Raw genomic sequence first — 14,009 nt, forward strand, 5'->3', positions numbered from 1 at the left:
GGCGAAGTTCGCCATCCACTTCCGCGCGTTTGCGGATCAGGCCAGCCAACACATGCTCGTTCTCCATCCCGCCATGGTCGAGAGAATAGGCCGGTTATACAATGACCGCGTGGTGGCGGTTGCTACCGAATACCGGTCTTGAGGCCGACCGGATGGCAATTTTACCCGGTTGAGTCCGATTGAGCGCCGCGGCCCGGGCTCACCGCAGCGCTTCGGCGTCCCTGGCATTCGCCGCCGCCTCGCGCTTCGCCGCCTCCCGCAGCCAGTCCCGCGGCAGCGCCTTCGCCTCGGCCGCCACCGCCGCCACCGCGCCGCCCGCGGCATGCAGGTTGGCAAGCTCCGCCGCCATGGCGCCGAGCACCTGCAGCAGGGCGGCGGGCTCGCCCTCCGGCGCCTCGAGCTTGCGGCTGTCCGGCGCCAGCCGCCGGACCGAGAGCGTGGCGGATTGCCGGAACCAGGGATCCGGCACCCGCCCGGGCGGCGGGAAGGCCAAGGCATCGACCCCCAGCGCCCCGGGGAAGCCGGCCTCGATCCAGGCGGAGGGCACCCGTGCCTTGGCCTCCCGCGCCACCGGGCTGCCGCCCCACTCGGCGGCGCAGACGAAGCGCGGCCGGCCGAGGCTGCCGACGCCGGCGGTGCGCGGGGCGAAGCGGATCCCGCTGGCGCCAGGCGGCAGCGCCTCCCGCAGCGCCGCGTCGAAGGCGGCCGGCGGCGTGGCCTCCCGGAGGCCCTCGATCATCGCCCAGAACTTCGCCCGCGCGGGACCCGCCGGCGCGACGAAGGCCCGCAGCGCCGCATGCCGGGCATCGAGGACGAAGGCGCAGGGCGCGGCGAGCTTGCCGCAATAGCCCTCGAGGATCGTCGCCGCGACCTCGCGCGCCCGCGGCGCCTTGCCCTGGCGGGCGAGCAGGGCGCTGGCCGCGAGGCGGAGGAGGTCGGCGGTCCAGGGCAGCATGGCGGCCTCGTCGAGGTCGTTCACGCCCCAGACCAGCCGCCCCTCGGCATCCCGCCAGGTGCCGAAATTCTCGATATGCGCATCGCCGCAACTCGGCACGCGCAGCGCCGCGGTCAGCGCCGGCTCCGCGGCGGCGAAGCGCGCGGCGTAGCGGAAGGCGGTGCCGCGCAGCAGGACGAAGGGGTCGCTCGCCATCATCCGGCGCTTGCGCGCCAGTTCGGCGGGGATGACCTCGCAATGCCCGGCGAGCCAGGCATCGTAGCGGTCGAGCGCCTCGACGATCCCCTGGGTCGGCATGGCCGATCAATACTCGAATTCGTAGGACAGTCCCAGCCGGTCGCCGGCCGGGCCGGTCGCGGTCTGGCCTTCCAGCTTCAGTCGCGGCGTGATCTCCACCTGCACGCCGACGCCGGTCTGGCCCCCCTGCGTGCCTTGCCGCACGCCGAGGAAGACGCCCGGTGCGACGTAGCGCCCGGCCTCCACCGTCGGGCCCTGCTGCCCGCCGGTGGTGGACGCGGTCTGCCCCGGCGTCGAACTCTGCTGCTGCGCGCCGGAGGTGACACCCAGCCGGTCCAGTCCGAGCAGCCCGCGCACCTTGTCGAGCGGATTGGCCACGCCGCCGCCGACGCCCGTCAATTGCGCCACCGCCGCGGCGATCTGGGCGATCTCGAAGGGCGAGAGGTTGCTCGTCGGCCGGTCGAAGAGGAGCCGCGCCAGCACCTCGTCCTGCGGCAACTCGGGCGTCGAGGTGAAGGTGACCTTGGGCGCGGTGGGCGAGCCCGCGACGTTGACCAGGATGGTGGTGCTGCTGGCCTGCGACTGTGCCGTCAGGTCGAGCTGCGGCAGCATCGTGCCCGCGGCGAAGCTGATGGTGCCGCGCTGGAAGGTCAGGGGACGGCCGACCAGGTCGAGCGTGCCGCGCAGCAGGTTCAGCGTGCCGCTCGGCACCGGCGCGGCGGCGGTGCCGCCGACCTTCACCTCGCCGCCGAGCTCGACATCGATGCCGCGGCCGCGGATGAAGATCTCGCGCGGGGCGCTGACGGTCACCGCGAGGTTCAGCGGCGGCGCCGGCGGGGCGGGGGGCTTCGGCGGCGCGGGCGGGATGACGCCCGGCGGCAGGCGGCCGCGCTGGCGGACATTGTCGAGCGTCGGGACGCTGGCGGGCAGGCTGGTCGGCACCCGGATCTCGGCATGCTGGATGCGGACGGTGCCGGCGACGCTGCCCCCGCCGGTCAGCGGCCCCTGGACGCGGAGGTCGGCGCCGAAGGTCGCGGTGAGCAGGTCCGAGACCACGGGCCTCGCATTGCGCGCGGTCAGCGTCAGGTCGGCCGGGAAGCCCGGCGCGCCGGCATCGACGCTGCCGCGCAGCTCGAGCGTGCCGTTGCCGGCGGTCCGCCCGGCGATGCGGTCGACGACCAGCCGCGTGCCCTCGCCGGTGACGGTGCCGTTCAGGTCGAAGACCCGGAGGCCGAGGGCGGTGTTGCGGTACTCGGCACCCGAGAGGGTGGCGCGGCCGCCGAGCCGCGGCTCGCCCACCGTGCCCTCCGCCCGCAGCGCCAGGGTGAGCCGGCCGGTGACACGGTCCGCGCCGGCGGCGAGGAAGGGGGCGGCCAGCGGCTGCAGGTTCAGCCCGCCATCGAGCGTCGCGGCGAGCGGCCCGCGCGGGCCGAAGCCGCCGGGCAGCCGGGCCGTCGCGGCGAGCTTGCCGGCGGCGCCGGCATCGAGGTCGGCGCGAAGCTGCACTGCCTCGCCGGCGAGGCTGCCCTCGGCGCGGAGCGTGAGCGCGGGCAGGCCCTTGGCCCAGTCCGCCCCGGCGCCGAGGCCGGTGCCGGTCAGGGTGGCGCGGATCTCGGGCCTCGCCACCGGGCCGGTGGCGCGGAGATCGGCATTGATCGTGCCCTGCGGCTTGATGTCGGGGGCGAAGCGCTCGGCCAGCGCCAGCGGCAGGGCGGCGATGCTCGCGGTGATGTCCGCCCGCTCCGGGCCCCAGGTCCCGCGCGCCTCGATGCGGCCGCCGCGGGCGATGGCGAGCGCGGTCGGGGCCAGCGCGATGCCGCCATCGCCGCCGAGGGTGACGCGGGTCGGCGCTGCCAGCCGCACGGCCTCGCCCATCGCCTGCGCCTCCAGCGCCGCGAGGTCGAGGCGCCAGCCGCCATTCTGCTGCTCGACATGGCCGCGGCCGGAGATGGCGCCCTCGGTCGCCTTGCCCTTCAGGGTCCAGTCGAGCGCGGCGGGGGTCCCGGCGGCGGTCGCCTGCAGGCTGCCCTCGGTGCCGTTGTAGCCGAGGCGCGGCGCATCGAGCTTCGCCTCGAAGCCCTGCTGCCCGTCCCGCGGCGCGAGCGTCGCGTCCAGCGAGAGCCGGCCGGCGAGGCCCGTCACGCCGCCGAGCCTGCCGAGCGGCGCGAGGTCGGTCGCCTCCAGCTTCGCCGTGCCGTCGAAGACCGGGCCGGCGGGGTCGAGCCGGCCGGTGGCTTCCAGCCGCGCTGGGCCGAGCCGGGCCTCGCCCTGCTCGACCTCGACGGCGCTGCCCTCCGGCCGGCCGCGGAAGGCAAGGGCGAGGGGCAGGCCGTCCAGCCTGCCGTCCAGCGTCGCGGTGCCGCGCGGGGCGGAGGCCGGGGTGGCGATATCGGCCTTCAGCGAGAGGGATTCGAGGACATGGCCGGCGGCGGCGATGCGGCCGGATTCGGCCGTCACGACCAGGTCGGGATCGGCCAGCCTGCCGCTGGCCTGCACCCGCGCCTCCAGCGCGCCCTCCGACCCGCCGCCCAGCACGGCGAGGCGCGGCAGGGAAAGGCGGGCATCGAGGGCGATGGGCTCGGCCAGCGTGCCGGTGGCGGTCAGCTTTCCCTCGGCGCCGTCGAGCGTCGCATCGAGGCTCGGCCCCGGCAGCGCGGCCTTCACCGCGAGGCGCGGCGCCGGCCCGAGCACCGCATCGGCCTGCGGCACGGGCGTCTTCAGCCCCTCTGGCACCAGGGTCAGGTCGATCGAGGGCTTGCCGAGCGTGCCGCCGATCGCGGCCTCGGCCCGCACCGAATCCCAGCCGAGGCCGGCGGGGAGCAGGGCACCGAAGCGATCGGCGCCGGCGAGGGCGAGGGTCGCCCGGAGATCCAGCGCCTCGCTGCCAAGGTCGGCGCTGCCCTGGGCGGCCAGCCGCCCGGCGGGCACCTCCACCGTCAGGTCGCGGAGGGCGAGGCGCTGGTCGGCGCCGAGATCGGCGTCGAGCGCCAGGCTCGCCGGGACGGCGAGCGGCGCGGCCGCGGGCGGCAGTAGCGGCCCGGCGCGGGCCGTGCCCTTGAGGGTGGCGCCCAGCGCGCCGTCCGGCCGGGCGCGGACCGTGCCGCCGAGCGTCGCGCCGATCTCCGGCCCGAGCGCCGCCGTCAGGTCCAGCGCGGCGCCCGCGGCGGGTCCTTCCAGCACCAGGTCGAGCGAGAGCGGCTGGTCCTTCAGCCCGGCGAGCGTCGGCCCGATGCCGCCCGGTCCCTCCCGCAGGGCGAGCTTCGCCGAGAGCCGGTCCTCGGCCGGCGCGAGGGAGAGGGCGAGGTCGGCGCCGCCCTCGGCATCGAGCCGATGCAGCGCGAGCGTCGCCCGCAGCGCGCCCGCCTGCAGCGCGGCCTGGCCGGCGACGGAGAAGGCGGCGTCCTGCTGCAGGATGGGCGCGCCGATCTCGAGCCGCCCGACCGCCAGCCGCTCCAGCGCGACCGCGACGGGCAGGGAGGGAAGCTGCGGCAGGACCTTGTCGGAGGGCGGCTCGGGCGCGGCCGGCGCCGCGGGGTCCGACGCGGGCAGCCGGGGCAGGGCGATGCGCGCCGCCTCGACCCGCTCGATCCGGAGCGTGCGGGTGGCGAGCGCGAGGAGGTCGAGGTCGATCCGCGCCTCCTCGACGGTCAGCCAGACGCCCTCCTTGTCCGCCATGGTGATCCGCGCGGCGCCGAGATGGCCGGGGATGGGACCGGTCAGCCCCTCGATGGTGAGGCCCGGCACCTGCTCCCCGGCCAGGCGCGCGACCGTCGCCCGGCCGCCGGCGCTGTTCAGCCAGACCAGGCCGGCGCCGACCGCAAGGACGGGCAGCAGGATGAGGGCGAGCAGGATGCCCAATAGCCATCGGACCGCGCGGCGCATCAGAAGGCCTGGCCGATGCCGACATAGAGGCCGAAGGCGGAATTGTCCCGCTGCTTGACCAGCGGGACGGCGATATCCGCCCGGATCGGCCCGATCGCCGTGTAGTAGCGCAGCCCGAGGCCGGCGCCGAAGCGGAGGTTCGAGGTGTCCGGCGCCGAGGAGGTGCCGACCGAGCCGGCATCGACGAAGGCGACGCCGCCGATATCGCCCCAGATGCGCTGGCGGAGCTCGAGGCTCGCCTCGACGAGGCTGGCGCCGCCCGAGGGGCGGTTGAGCGCATCGCGCGGGCCGATGGACTGGTAGTCGTAGCCGCGGACCGAGCCGCCGCCGCCGGCATAGAAGCGGACGTGCCGCGGCACGTTCGGCAGGTCGGCGCCGAGCAGCGAGCCGAGGCTGCCGCGCGCGGCGAGGATCGTCCGCCGGTCCCCCAGCACGTCCCAGTAGGTGCTGCCGGTGATGCGCAGCGGCGCGAAGGGCGTGCTCTCCCGGAAGGACCAGGAGGGGGTAAGGGTGCCGTTCACCCGCCAGCCGCGCGCCGGGTCGAGCAGGCTATCGGCGGCATCCCAGCGGCCGCCGACCTGCACGCCTGCGATCTGGTAGGGGGTGAGGGTGCCGCCCGGCGGGCCGCTGCTGCCGAAATCCAGCACCGGGCCGATATTGCCGGTCAGCCGCTCGGAGAAGCGCCGCTCCAGCAGGGCGGAGAAGGTCACGGCGTCGCGGTCATAGGCCTCCAGCCGCTCCCGCAGCCCGTAGAGGCTGCCGATGAAGGCCCAGTCCGGGCCGATGTTCAGCCCGAAGACGGCCGGGTCGCGATAGGTGCCGCCGATGCGGTAGGTGGACTGGTCGAGCCCGCCATTGGTGCCGAGCCGGGCGATCTCGGCCTCCAGCCGCAGCCGCTCCGCCCGGCCGAAGAGGTTGCGGTGCTCCCAGTAGACCCGGACGCTCGGGCCGTAATTGGTCTCGTAGGCCAGGTTGACGCCGAGGGCGTGCCGCGGCCGCTCGGTCACCGCGAAGGTCACCGGCAGGCGGCCGGCCTCGTCCAGCCGATCCGCCGCCCGGGCGCGGACCGAGCCAAAGGCGCCGAGCGCCATGAGGCTCTGCCGCTCCTTCTCCAGCGCCTCGGGGCTGTAGCGCTCGCCCTCGATGCGCGCGGCCTGGGCGCGCAGGAAGTCCCCGCTGACCCGCGTCATGCCCTCGACCGCCGGCGCGGCGAAGACCGCGACCGGGCCGGGGGCGAAGCGCCAGGCGACGTCCATCACCCGCCGATCATGGTCCACCGTGGTCTGCCGCCCGGCGACGGTGGCCAGCGGATGGCCGGCGGCGAGCAGCCGGTCGAGCAGGGTCCGCTCCGCCGCCAGCACCGGCTCGGCCCGCGCCGGGTCGCCGACCGCGAGGCCATAGGGCGTCGCCGCGGCGGCATCGACCGCCCGCTGCCCCGCCGGCGTGTCGGCCTGCAGCGCGATGCTGGCGATGCGGTATTGCGGGCCCTTGTCGATGGTGATGCGGATGGGCAGCGGCCGCTGCCGCACCGCGTCCAGCCGCTCCCCGAGGGTGGGATCGCCCACCTCCGTGCCGGCCATGGCGATGCGGGAGGTGCCGGCCCAATAGCCCTCCGACTGCAGGGCGCGCTGCAGCCTCTCCCGGTCGCCATCGGCGCGGCCGAGCACGCCGCCCGCCGTGGTGGGGGCGGATTCGCGCAGCGAGACGAGTTGCGACACCGCCCGCAGCGCCGCATCCAGCCGCCCGTCACCGGTCGGCGCGATCTCCACCGTATAGGGGAGGGTGTCGGGCGCCGGCGCCGGTTCCTGCGCCAGCGCGAAGCCGGCGAGCAGCAGGAGCAGCAGCGGCAGGCGGCGGAAGCGTGCTGGCACGGTTGCGGAAGCAGTTTCCTGCGGCTCGGTTCCCGCCGAGGATGGCGAAGGAGGTGGGGTCGGGTTACCACAGTGCCATGAATGATACGCTTGCCCAATCGCTCACCGCCTGGCGCCGCCACCTCCACGCCCATCCGGGACTCACGCTGAAGGAGGGCGAGACCGCCGCCTTCGTCGCGGCGCGGTTGCGGGAGATGGGGGTCGAGGTCACGGAAGGGGTGGGCGGCCATGGCGTGGTCGGCACCATCCGCCGCGGCGGCAACCGCAGCGTCGGGCTGCGCGGCGACATGGATGCGCTGCCGATCCAGGAGCTGAACCCGGGGCTGCCGCACCGCTCCACCGTGCCCGGCGTCATGCATGCCTGCGGCCATGACGGCCATACCACGGCACTGCTCGGCGCCGCCGCGCTGCTGATTGAGGACAAGGGCTGGTCGGGCACCGTCCAACTCGTCTTCCAGCCGGCCGAGGAGGGCGGCGGCGGCGCCCGCGCCATGATCGCCGATGGGCTGTTCCAGCGCTTCCCGATGGAGCGGATCTTCGGCTGGCACAACTGGCCGGGGCTCGAGGCCGGGACGGTGGCGGTGCACGAGCGGGCGGTGATGGCCGCCGGGGCGCGCTTCGAGATCGGCTTCGAGGGCCATGCCGGCCATGCCGCCCTGCCGCACCTGACGCGCGACCCGATGCTGGGCGCGGGGCACTGCATCGTCGCGCTGCAGACGATCGTGGCGCGCAACGTCGATCCGATGCAGGCGGGCGTGGTCAGCGTCACGGTCGCCGAGGCGGGCTCGGCGCAGAACCAGATCGCCGACCGGGCGGTGCTGAAGGGGACGGCGCGCTGGCTATCGGACGAGACGGGGGCGGCGATCGAGGCCGGGATGCGGCGGGTGGCGGATGGCATCGCCGCCGCCTTCGGGCTCCGGGCGGAGGTGGAGTTCAAGGTCGGCGTGCCGGTGACGGCGAACCACGCGGCGGAGCGTGACCTGGCCGCGACGGTGGCGGGCACGGTGACGGCGGTGCGGCGGGACATCCCGCCGGCCATGACCGGCGAGGACTTCTCTTGGTTCCTGCACGAGGTGCCGGGGGCCTTCGTCTGGATCGGCAACGGGCCGGGCGAGGGCGGGTGCGAGCTGCACAACCCGAACTACGACTTCAACGACGCGATCCTGCCGGTGGCGAGCGGGTTCCTGGCGGCGGTGGCGAAGCGGGCGCTGGGCGGGGGGTGACCGGCGGCGAGGTCCGCCTCCCGAGGCGCCGCGGCCCGGACCGCCCGACCTGCCCGGGGTGGAGGGCGCGCATGCCGCGCCGCGCGATGCGGCATGTGCCCCGTGGATCCGCGCCCCTCTGCCGTCACGGCAGGTCCGGGCGAGCCGCCGCCGCGGAGCGTCGTCCGAGCAGCGCGTAGGCCGGGACCGACCCCTCCGCGTCGTCCGCGACAAGGCCGACCTGCCGGAACACGAAGGCCGCGCCCGCCGCCGCCCGCGTGGCGTCGCTGACGAGGATGGCGGTCCCGTGGCGCTTGTTGAGCGCCTCGATCCGCACCGTCAGGTTCACCGCCGCTCCCAGCACGGCACGTCCCGCGGGGCCCGCCTCGCTCACGACCGCCCGCCCGGTATGGACTCCGAAGGTCGTCGGCATCGGCGGCCAGCCACGTTCGGCAAACTGCCCGACGAGTTGCTCGGTGGCCGCGTGTGCCCGCAGCACCCCACGGCACGCATGCGCCGCGTGCCGTGGATCGTCGTCGGGTCCACCCCAATAGGCCACGACGGTGTCCCCGACGCACCGCACCACGGTCGCGCCCGCGGAGCGCAACTCGCCCGTCAGCGCGTCGAAATACGCCGCCGTGATCCGGGCCAGCGCCGCGGGCGCGAGGCGCTCGCAGAGCGAGGTGAAGCCCCTGACGTCGGAAACCATCAGGCTCAGCGTGCTCCGGCGTGCCCCAGGCACGGGTTCGGTGCGGGGCTGGGGTGCTTTCTCCACGACGTCAGCCGCGAGCAGGTAGCCGCGCCGATGCACCGTGCGGAGTGCACCCACCGCGCCGGGCCCGAGCGCGCGGCGGATGTCGTGGACGCATTGCGTAATGCTGTCATCCGTCACGAAGACCCGTGGCCAGAGCGCCGCCAGGATGTCCTCGCGTGTCACCACGCATCCCGCGTTCTCGAGCAGGAGCCGCAGAAGCGCGAAGGCCCGCGGCCTGAGCGGTACGCGTCCCCCGCCGGCGGCCAGCAGCGCCTCACCAGCGGGATCGAGGACGAAGGCGCCGAAACGGTACACCCTCCGCCGCGTCACGAGCGCGACCTCCTCTGCGCCGCACGCGCCTGAGGGCGGCGCGTCAGGCCCCCATGGCGGGATTTTCGGCGAAGTTTCGGAATTTGCCAAGCTGCATTTGTGCTTCCCTTGATTGCGACCGGGAAGGCCTGCAGGGAAGGCGGGGAGGGTGCCTTGAAGCACGATCCGGCCGCGTCCGTCCCGAAGGGAGACGTGCCATGACAGTCAATACCGATCGGCTGAACCAGTTCGTCGGCAGGATGCTGGGCGACCTCGGCGGCGCGGCGAGCGTGCCGATGGTCAGGCTCGGCGACACGCTCGGCCTCTACAAGGCGCTGCACGAAGGCGGCCCGATGACGCCGCGCGAGCTGGCCGGCCGGACCTGCCTGCACGAGCGCTACCTGCGCGAATGGCTCGCCCACAACGCGGCCGCGGGTTACTTGTCCTACGATTCCACCAACGGTCGCTTCGAGCTTCCGCCCGAGCAGGCGATGGTCTTCGTTGTCGAGGACAGCCCCGTGAACCTGATGGGGGCCTTCGACATCATGGAGGCATGGCATTCGAACCAAGCCCAGGTCGAGCGGTCATTCCGGACCGGCGGCGGCGTGCCATGGGGAAACCTGCAATGCGCGGCATGCGCCACGGCGCGCTTCTTCCGCCCCGGCTACCTGAACAACCTCGTCCAGCAGTGGCTTCCCGCGCTTGACGACGTGATGGGCAAGCTCGAGCGTGGTGCCGCGGTGGCGGATGTGGGCTGCGGCTGGGGCTGGTCCACGGTGATCATGGCCCAGGCGTTCCCAAACAGCCGCTTCGTCGGCTACGACTACGATGCGGAGTCCATCGACCATGCGAGGGCCCATGCGCGCGAGCACGGCGTCGAGGCCAATACGCGGTTCGAGGTCGGGGCGGCCAAGGACATCGGAGATGGCGACTTCGACCTGGTGACCTTCTTCGACTGCCTGCACGACATGGGTGACCCGGCCGGCGCGGCGACGCAGGTGAGGCGCATGCTGAAGCCCGACGGCACCTGGATGATCGTGGAGCCGATGGCCGGCGACCGGCTGGAGGACAACCTGAACCCGGTCGGGCGGCTCTACTACGCCGCATCGACCTTGGTCTGCGTGCCGACCTCGCTGTCGCAGGAGGTGGGCGCCGCACTCGGGGCGCAGGCGGGCGAGGCGAGGTTGCGCGAGGTCATCGCCGCAGGTGGTTTCAGGACCGTGCGCCGGGCCGCCGAGACCCCCTTCAACATGGTGCTGGAGGCCCGCGGCTAACGCAGATCGCCGCAAAGTGGAAACGCTCGGAGGCGTGAATCTGCTCTTCAGATCAAAAGCCTGGAGCATTCTCACGCTGCGCGGTCAGCGTGAGAATGCTCCGGGGCGATGGCGGAGGGACGCGATCGGTTCACGGGGAGGCTCGGCCCTGGGAACACCGATCCGTGGCGGCAGGGCGTTCGCTTGCGGCGATGATCCGCGGCAGGCCGCGCGCAATCCTCCGTGCCTGCCTGCCGGTGGCCGCTGACGCCCGGGCAGACCCCCCGCCGCTAGCCGGCATCCCGCCACGCCCGCCACCCCGGCCGATCTCCCAGGCTCTCGGCATGGTACACCCCGCGCGCCACCGCGCGCGCCAGCGTATCGGCGGCGAGGTGCCCGAGGCGCGCCAGCATCGCCGGGTTGCTCAGCGCCAGCTTGCCCGTCGCCATGGCGAAGACCGTGTCGCCGTCGAAGGGCGTGTGGATCGGCCGGATCGCCCGCGCCAGCCCGTCCTGCGCCATGATGGCCAAGCGCTGAAGGTCGCCCTTGGACAGCGCCACGTTGCAGGCGACGACGGCGATGGTCGTGTTCGCCATCGGGTTCAGCGCGTAGTTCGGCGGCAGCGGCATCTCCGGCTCGCCCCGCCAGTCCGCGGGCGGCGGGCCGAGGCCGCCGAACTCCCCCTCCATCTCCAGCGGCCAGGCCCAGAACCGGTCGGTCCCGGGCATGACGGCACTCCCGAAGCTGTTCACCGCGACGATGGCGCCGACCTGCACCCCGTCCGCGGTGACGGTGCTGGCGCTGCCGAGGCCGCCCTTCAGCGCATTGGCCCGCGCCCCGAGCCCCGCCCCGGCATTGCCCAGCGCGAAGTCGGGCCCGGCCGCCTCCAGCGCCGCGCGGCCGAGGGCGCGATAGGGCGGCGCCTCGCCCCAGGCCTTGTCGCCGCCATTCATCAGGTCGAAGAGGATCGCGCCGGGGACCACCGGCACCACCGCGCCGCCGAAGACCACGCCGCGGCCGCGGGCGCCGAGCGCCGCGACCACGCCGCAGCCGGCCTCGAGCCCGTACATCGACCCGCCGGAGAGGGTGATGGCGTCCACCTGGTTGCCGAGGCTGGTGGGGTCGAGCGCCTGGATGTTCCAGGTGCCGGGCGCCCCGCCGCGCACATCGGCGGCGGCGGCGCAGCGCGCCTCCGGGTAGATCACGGTCACGCCGGTGCGGACGCGGTCGTCCTCGGCATTGCCCACCAGGATGCCGTCCACATCGGTGATCAGGTTGCGCGGGCCGGGTCGGATGCTCATGCGCGGCAGGCTCGCATGCCGCGGCCGCCCGCGCTATCCGCCGGGCGATGTATCCCGGCAACACCTCTCCCGCCTGGCGCCCGATGACCGCGGCCGACCTGCCCGCCGTGCAGGCGCTGGCCGACCGCATCCACCTGCACCACCCGGAATCGCCCGCCGTCTTCGCCGAGCGCCTGGCGCTGGCACCCGCAGGCTGCCGCGTGCTGGCAACGGGCGCGGCGCTGCTCGGCTATGCCGTCAGCCATCCCTGGACCGGCGCGGCGCCTCCCGCGCTCGACACGCTGCTCGGCGCGCTGCCGCCGGCGCCCGTCGCCTGGCACATCCACGACATCGCGCTCGCCGAAGCGGCGCGCGGCGCCGGCCATGCCGCCGCGGTGCTGCGCGCGCTGCTCGCCGCCGCGCCGCTGCCGCGGGCGACGCTGGTCGCCATCCCCGGCACCGGCGAGGTCTGGGCGCGCCACGGCTTCCGCGACGCGCCCTGCGCCGACCGGGCTTCCCTCGCCAGCTACGGCGAGGGCGCGCGCTTCATGGCCCGGCCGCGCTGACCGGGCGCGGCGCGGCTCAGTGCGTCGTCGCGCCCTGCCGCTCCGCCATCGCCTCCAGCGGCTTCAGCACCTGGCCGGTGCCCTCGCAGGCCATGCGCAGCACCGCCGTCTGGCCCTGCGAGACGGCATCGAACCATTGCTGCATCACCTTCTGCAGCAGCGCCGCATGCTCCTGCGGATCGTAGATGCGCATCACCTCCTGCATCAGGTGGAGGTTGTTGCGCATCATGCCGGTGATCAGCTCACCCATGGCCTCCTGCCACTCGGCGAAGCCGGCGCCGGGCGCGACCGGCATGAGCATCGCCGCCCGCATCCCGCGCGTCGTCTCCTGCAGCAGCGCCGCCATGCCGCGGGCGATCTCGTCCTGCACCGCGGGCTGCGGCGGCTCCGCGCGCGGCACCGCCTCCGCCGCGCGGCGCTCGAAGGTGCCCCGGCGGCCCGGCAGTTCCGCGCCTGCCTTCTCCTGCGGCCGGGCCTCCAGCGGCGGCCGTTCCGCCATGCGCTCCTGGGCCTTCTCTGGCATGTCCCTGGTCCTCGCAATGGGGGTGGCGCGGTCCCGCGCGCCGGGGCGGGTCCCTCCCTGCCTGTCCCGCCACCTGGGCAATGCCGCGGCGCGCCGGCCGCTGCCTGTCAATCCGTGTCAGGACGGGAAAATCCGGCCGCGCAGCCTGCGTGCCGGGCTACGGCGCTTCGCCGAAGCGCGCCCGCAGCCAGGTGCCCGCCGCCGCCACCGCCTCCCGCGCCTGGCCGACATGGCCAAGCGCCCGCAGGAAGCCATGCACCGTGCCGGGGAAGAGCCGCGTCTCCACCGGCACGCCCGCCGCGCGCAGCTTCTCGGCCATGGCGTGGTTCTCGCTGGCCAGCACGTCCAGTTCCGCGACGTGCAGCAGGCAGGGCGGCAGGCCGGCGAGATCGGCGCGCAGCGGCGCGGCCAGCGGGTTGAGCCGGTCGGCCTCGCGCGGGGCATAGACGCTCCAGTAGAAGCGCATGCGCTCGAGCGTCAGGCCGTAGCCTTCGGCGAATTCCCGGTAGCTCGGCGTGTCGAGGCGGGAATCGAAGACGCCGTAGTTCAGCAGCAACCCGCGCAGCGGCACCGGCGCGCCCCCGTCGCGCAGCCAGAGGGCAAGGCCGGCCGCGAGGTTGGCGCCCGCCGAATCGCCGCCGAGGACGATGCGCCCCGTATCGATCCCCCAGTCCGCACCGTGCCCGGCCAGCCAGCGGAGGACGCCGGCGCTTTCCTCGAGCGCCTGCGGGAAGACCGCCTCCGGGCTCAGCGCATAGTCCGGCCCGACCACGATGCAGCCGGCGGCCGCGGCGTATTCGCGCATCAGCCGGTCATGCGTGTCGATGCTGTTCCAGACCCAGCCGCCGCCATGCAGGTAGAGGAGGAGGGGCAGGGGTCCGGGTAGATCCGGCCGATGGTAGCGGCACTGGACCCGTCGCCCGCGCACCCAGACCCAGCGGTCGCCGCTCTCGGCCATGACCGGCCCGCCTTCCGAGAGCGGCAGGTTCAGCGCCTCGGTCAGGGCGCGCGGGCCGTCGAAGGGCAGGGTCAGGCGGATTGGCGGCAGCGCCGCCGCCCGGGCCTCCATCATCGCGTTGAAGGCCGCCATCTCCGGATCGAGTCGCGGGTCCGCCATTCCAACCTCCCCTAAGCGGCAATTACTGGAAACGGGTCCGGCTTCCGCCGCAAGACTCCG

General features: G+C 74.5%; 10 protein-coding genes. 3 read left to right on the top strand and 7 right to left on the bottom strand.

The genetic code is table 11. The features are described from left to right. Positions 1-199: 199 nt before the first annotated feature. From Q7A36_RS07640 to Q7A36_RS07650, 3 genes are read right to left on the bottom strand one after another with little or no spacing between them, the layout of a single operon-like run. Complete coding sequence (locus Q7A36_RS07640) at positions 200-1,252, bottom strand: DUF2252 family protein (RefSeq protein WP_305103080.1); 1,053 nt, start codon at positions 1,250-1,252, stop codon at positions 200-202. A 6-nt stretch (positions 1,253-1,258) separates the two neighbouring features. Beyond that, complete coding sequence (locus tag Q7A36_RS07645; RefSeq protein ID WP_305103081.1) at positions 1,259-5,074, bottom strand: translocation/assembly module TamB domain-containing protein; 3,816 nt, start codon at positions 5,072-5,074, stop codon at positions 1,259-1,261. Beyond that, the gene (locus Q7A36_RS07650) at positions 5,074-6,945 is read right to left on the bottom strand and encodes an autotransporter assembly complex protein TamA (protein ID WP_305103082.1); all 1,872 of its coding nucleotides are present in this window, start codon (positions 6,943-6,945) and stop codon (positions 5,074-5,076) included. The genes Q7A36_RS07645 and Q7A36_RS07650 overlap by 1 nt, the downstream gene beginning before the upstream one ends. 77 nt (positions 6,946-7,022) lie before the next feature. Here Q7A36_RS07650 and Q7A36_RS07655 point away from each other — a divergent pair, with 77 nt between their 5' ends. Next, positions 7,023-8,168 carry an amidohydrolase gene (locus tag Q7A36_RS07655; RefSeq protein ID WP_305103083.1) on the top strand — a complete coding sequence of 382 codons (1,146 nt, stop codon included), beginning with the start codon at positions 7,023-7,025 and terminating at the stop codon, positions 8,166-8,168. A gap of 124 nt (positions 8,169-8,292) precedes the next feature. Here the strand turns inward: Q7A36_RS07655 and Q7A36_RS07660 are convergent, their stop codons facing one another. Continuing rightward, positions 8,293-9,231, bottom strand: coding sequence for an adenylate/guanylate cyclase domain-containing protein (locus tag Q7A36_RS07660; RefSeq protein ID WP_305103084.1), 939 nt, complete (start codon positions 9,229-9,231; stop codon positions 8,293-8,295). 197 nt (positions 9,232-9,428) lie between these two features. On the opposite strand from Q7A36_RS07660, the gene Q7A36_RS07665 reads away from it, so the two are divergent. Beyond that, positions 9,429-10,484, top strand: coding sequence for a class I SAM-dependent methyltransferase (locus Q7A36_RS07665; protein ID WP_305103085.1), 1,056 nt, complete (start codon positions 9,429-9,431; stop codon positions 10,482-10,484). Between the two features lie 269 nt (positions 10,485-10,753). On the opposite strand, the gene Q7A36_RS07670 is transcribed toward Q7A36_RS07665, so the two are convergent. Then, a complete protein-coding gene (locus tag Q7A36_RS07670) occupies positions 10,754-11,764 on the bottom strand; it encodes a P1 family peptidase (RefSeq protein WP_305103086.1) in 1,011 nt (336 codons plus the stop codon). Positions 11,765-11,847: 83 nt separating this feature from the next. On the opposite strand from Q7A36_RS07670, the gene Q7A36_RS07675 reads away from it, so the two are divergent. After that, entirely contained in the window at positions 11,848-12,309 is a 462-nt protein-coding gene (locus Q7A36_RS07675) for a GNAT family N-acetyltransferase (protein WP_305103087.1), read from the top strand. 16 nt (positions 12,310-12,325) lie between these two features. On the opposite strand, the gene Q7A36_RS07680 is transcribed toward Q7A36_RS07675, so the two are convergent. Both Q7A36_RS07680 and Q7A36_RS07685 read right to left on the bottom strand, forming a co-directional pair. Continuing rightward, positions 12,326-12,832 carry a hypothetical protein gene (locus Q7A36_RS07680; RefSeq protein WP_305103088.1) on the bottom strand — a complete coding sequence of 169 codons (507 nt, stop codon included), beginning with the start codon at positions 12,830-12,832 and terminating at the stop codon, positions 12,326-12,328. Positions 12,833-12,989: 157 nt separating this feature from the next. Then, positions 12,990-13,949, bottom strand: a complete 960-nt coding sequence (locus tag Q7A36_RS07685) for an alpha/beta hydrolase (RefSeq protein WP_305103089.1) — start codon at positions 13,947-13,949, stop codon at positions 12,990-12,992. Between the last annotated feature and the right edge of the window lie 60 nt (positions 13,950-14,009).

The sequence above is a fragment of the Paracraurococcus lichenis genome (assembly GCF_030657435.1).
Classification (GTDB): domain Bacteria; phylum Pseudomonadota; class Alphaproteobacteria; order Acetobacterales; family Acetobacteraceae; genus Paracraurococcus; species Paracraurococcus lichenis.

Excerpts from the sequence above, each read along its gene's own strand:
- Q7A36_RS07675 (WP_305103087.1), top strand. The coding sequence starts at position 11,848 with ATGACCGCGGCCGACCTGCCCGCCGTGCAGGCGCTGGCCGACCGCATC.
- Q7A36_RS07645 (WP_305103081.1), bottom strand. The coding sequence starts at position 5,074 with ATGCGCCGCGCGGTCCGATGGCTATTGGGCATCCTGCTCGCCCTCATC.
- Q7A36_RS07640 (WP_305103080.1), bottom strand. The coding sequence starts at position 1,252 with ATGCCGACCCAGGGGATCGTCGAGGCGCTCGACCGCTACGATGCCTGG.
- Q7A36_RS07680 (WP_305103088.1), bottom strand. The coding sequence starts at position 12,832 with ATGCCAGAGAAGGCCCAGGAGCGCATGGCGGAACGGCCGCCGCTGGAG.
- Q7A36_RS07670 (WP_305103086.1), bottom strand. The coding sequence starts at position 11,764 with ATGAGCATCCGACCCGGCCCGCGCAACCTGATCACCGATGTGGACGGC.
- Q7A36_RS07665 (WP_305103085.1), top strand. The coding sequence starts at position 9,429 with ATGACAGTCAATACCGATCGGCTGAACCAGTTCGTCGGCAGGATGCTG.
- Q7A36_RS07655 (WP_305103083.1), top strand. The coding sequence starts at position 7,023 with ATGAATGATACGCTTGCCCAATCGCTCACCGCCTGGCGCCGCCACCTC.
- Q7A36_RS07685 (WP_305103089.1), bottom strand. The coding sequence starts at position 13,949 with ATGGCGGACCCGCGACTCGATCCGGAGATGGCGGCCTTCAACGCGATG.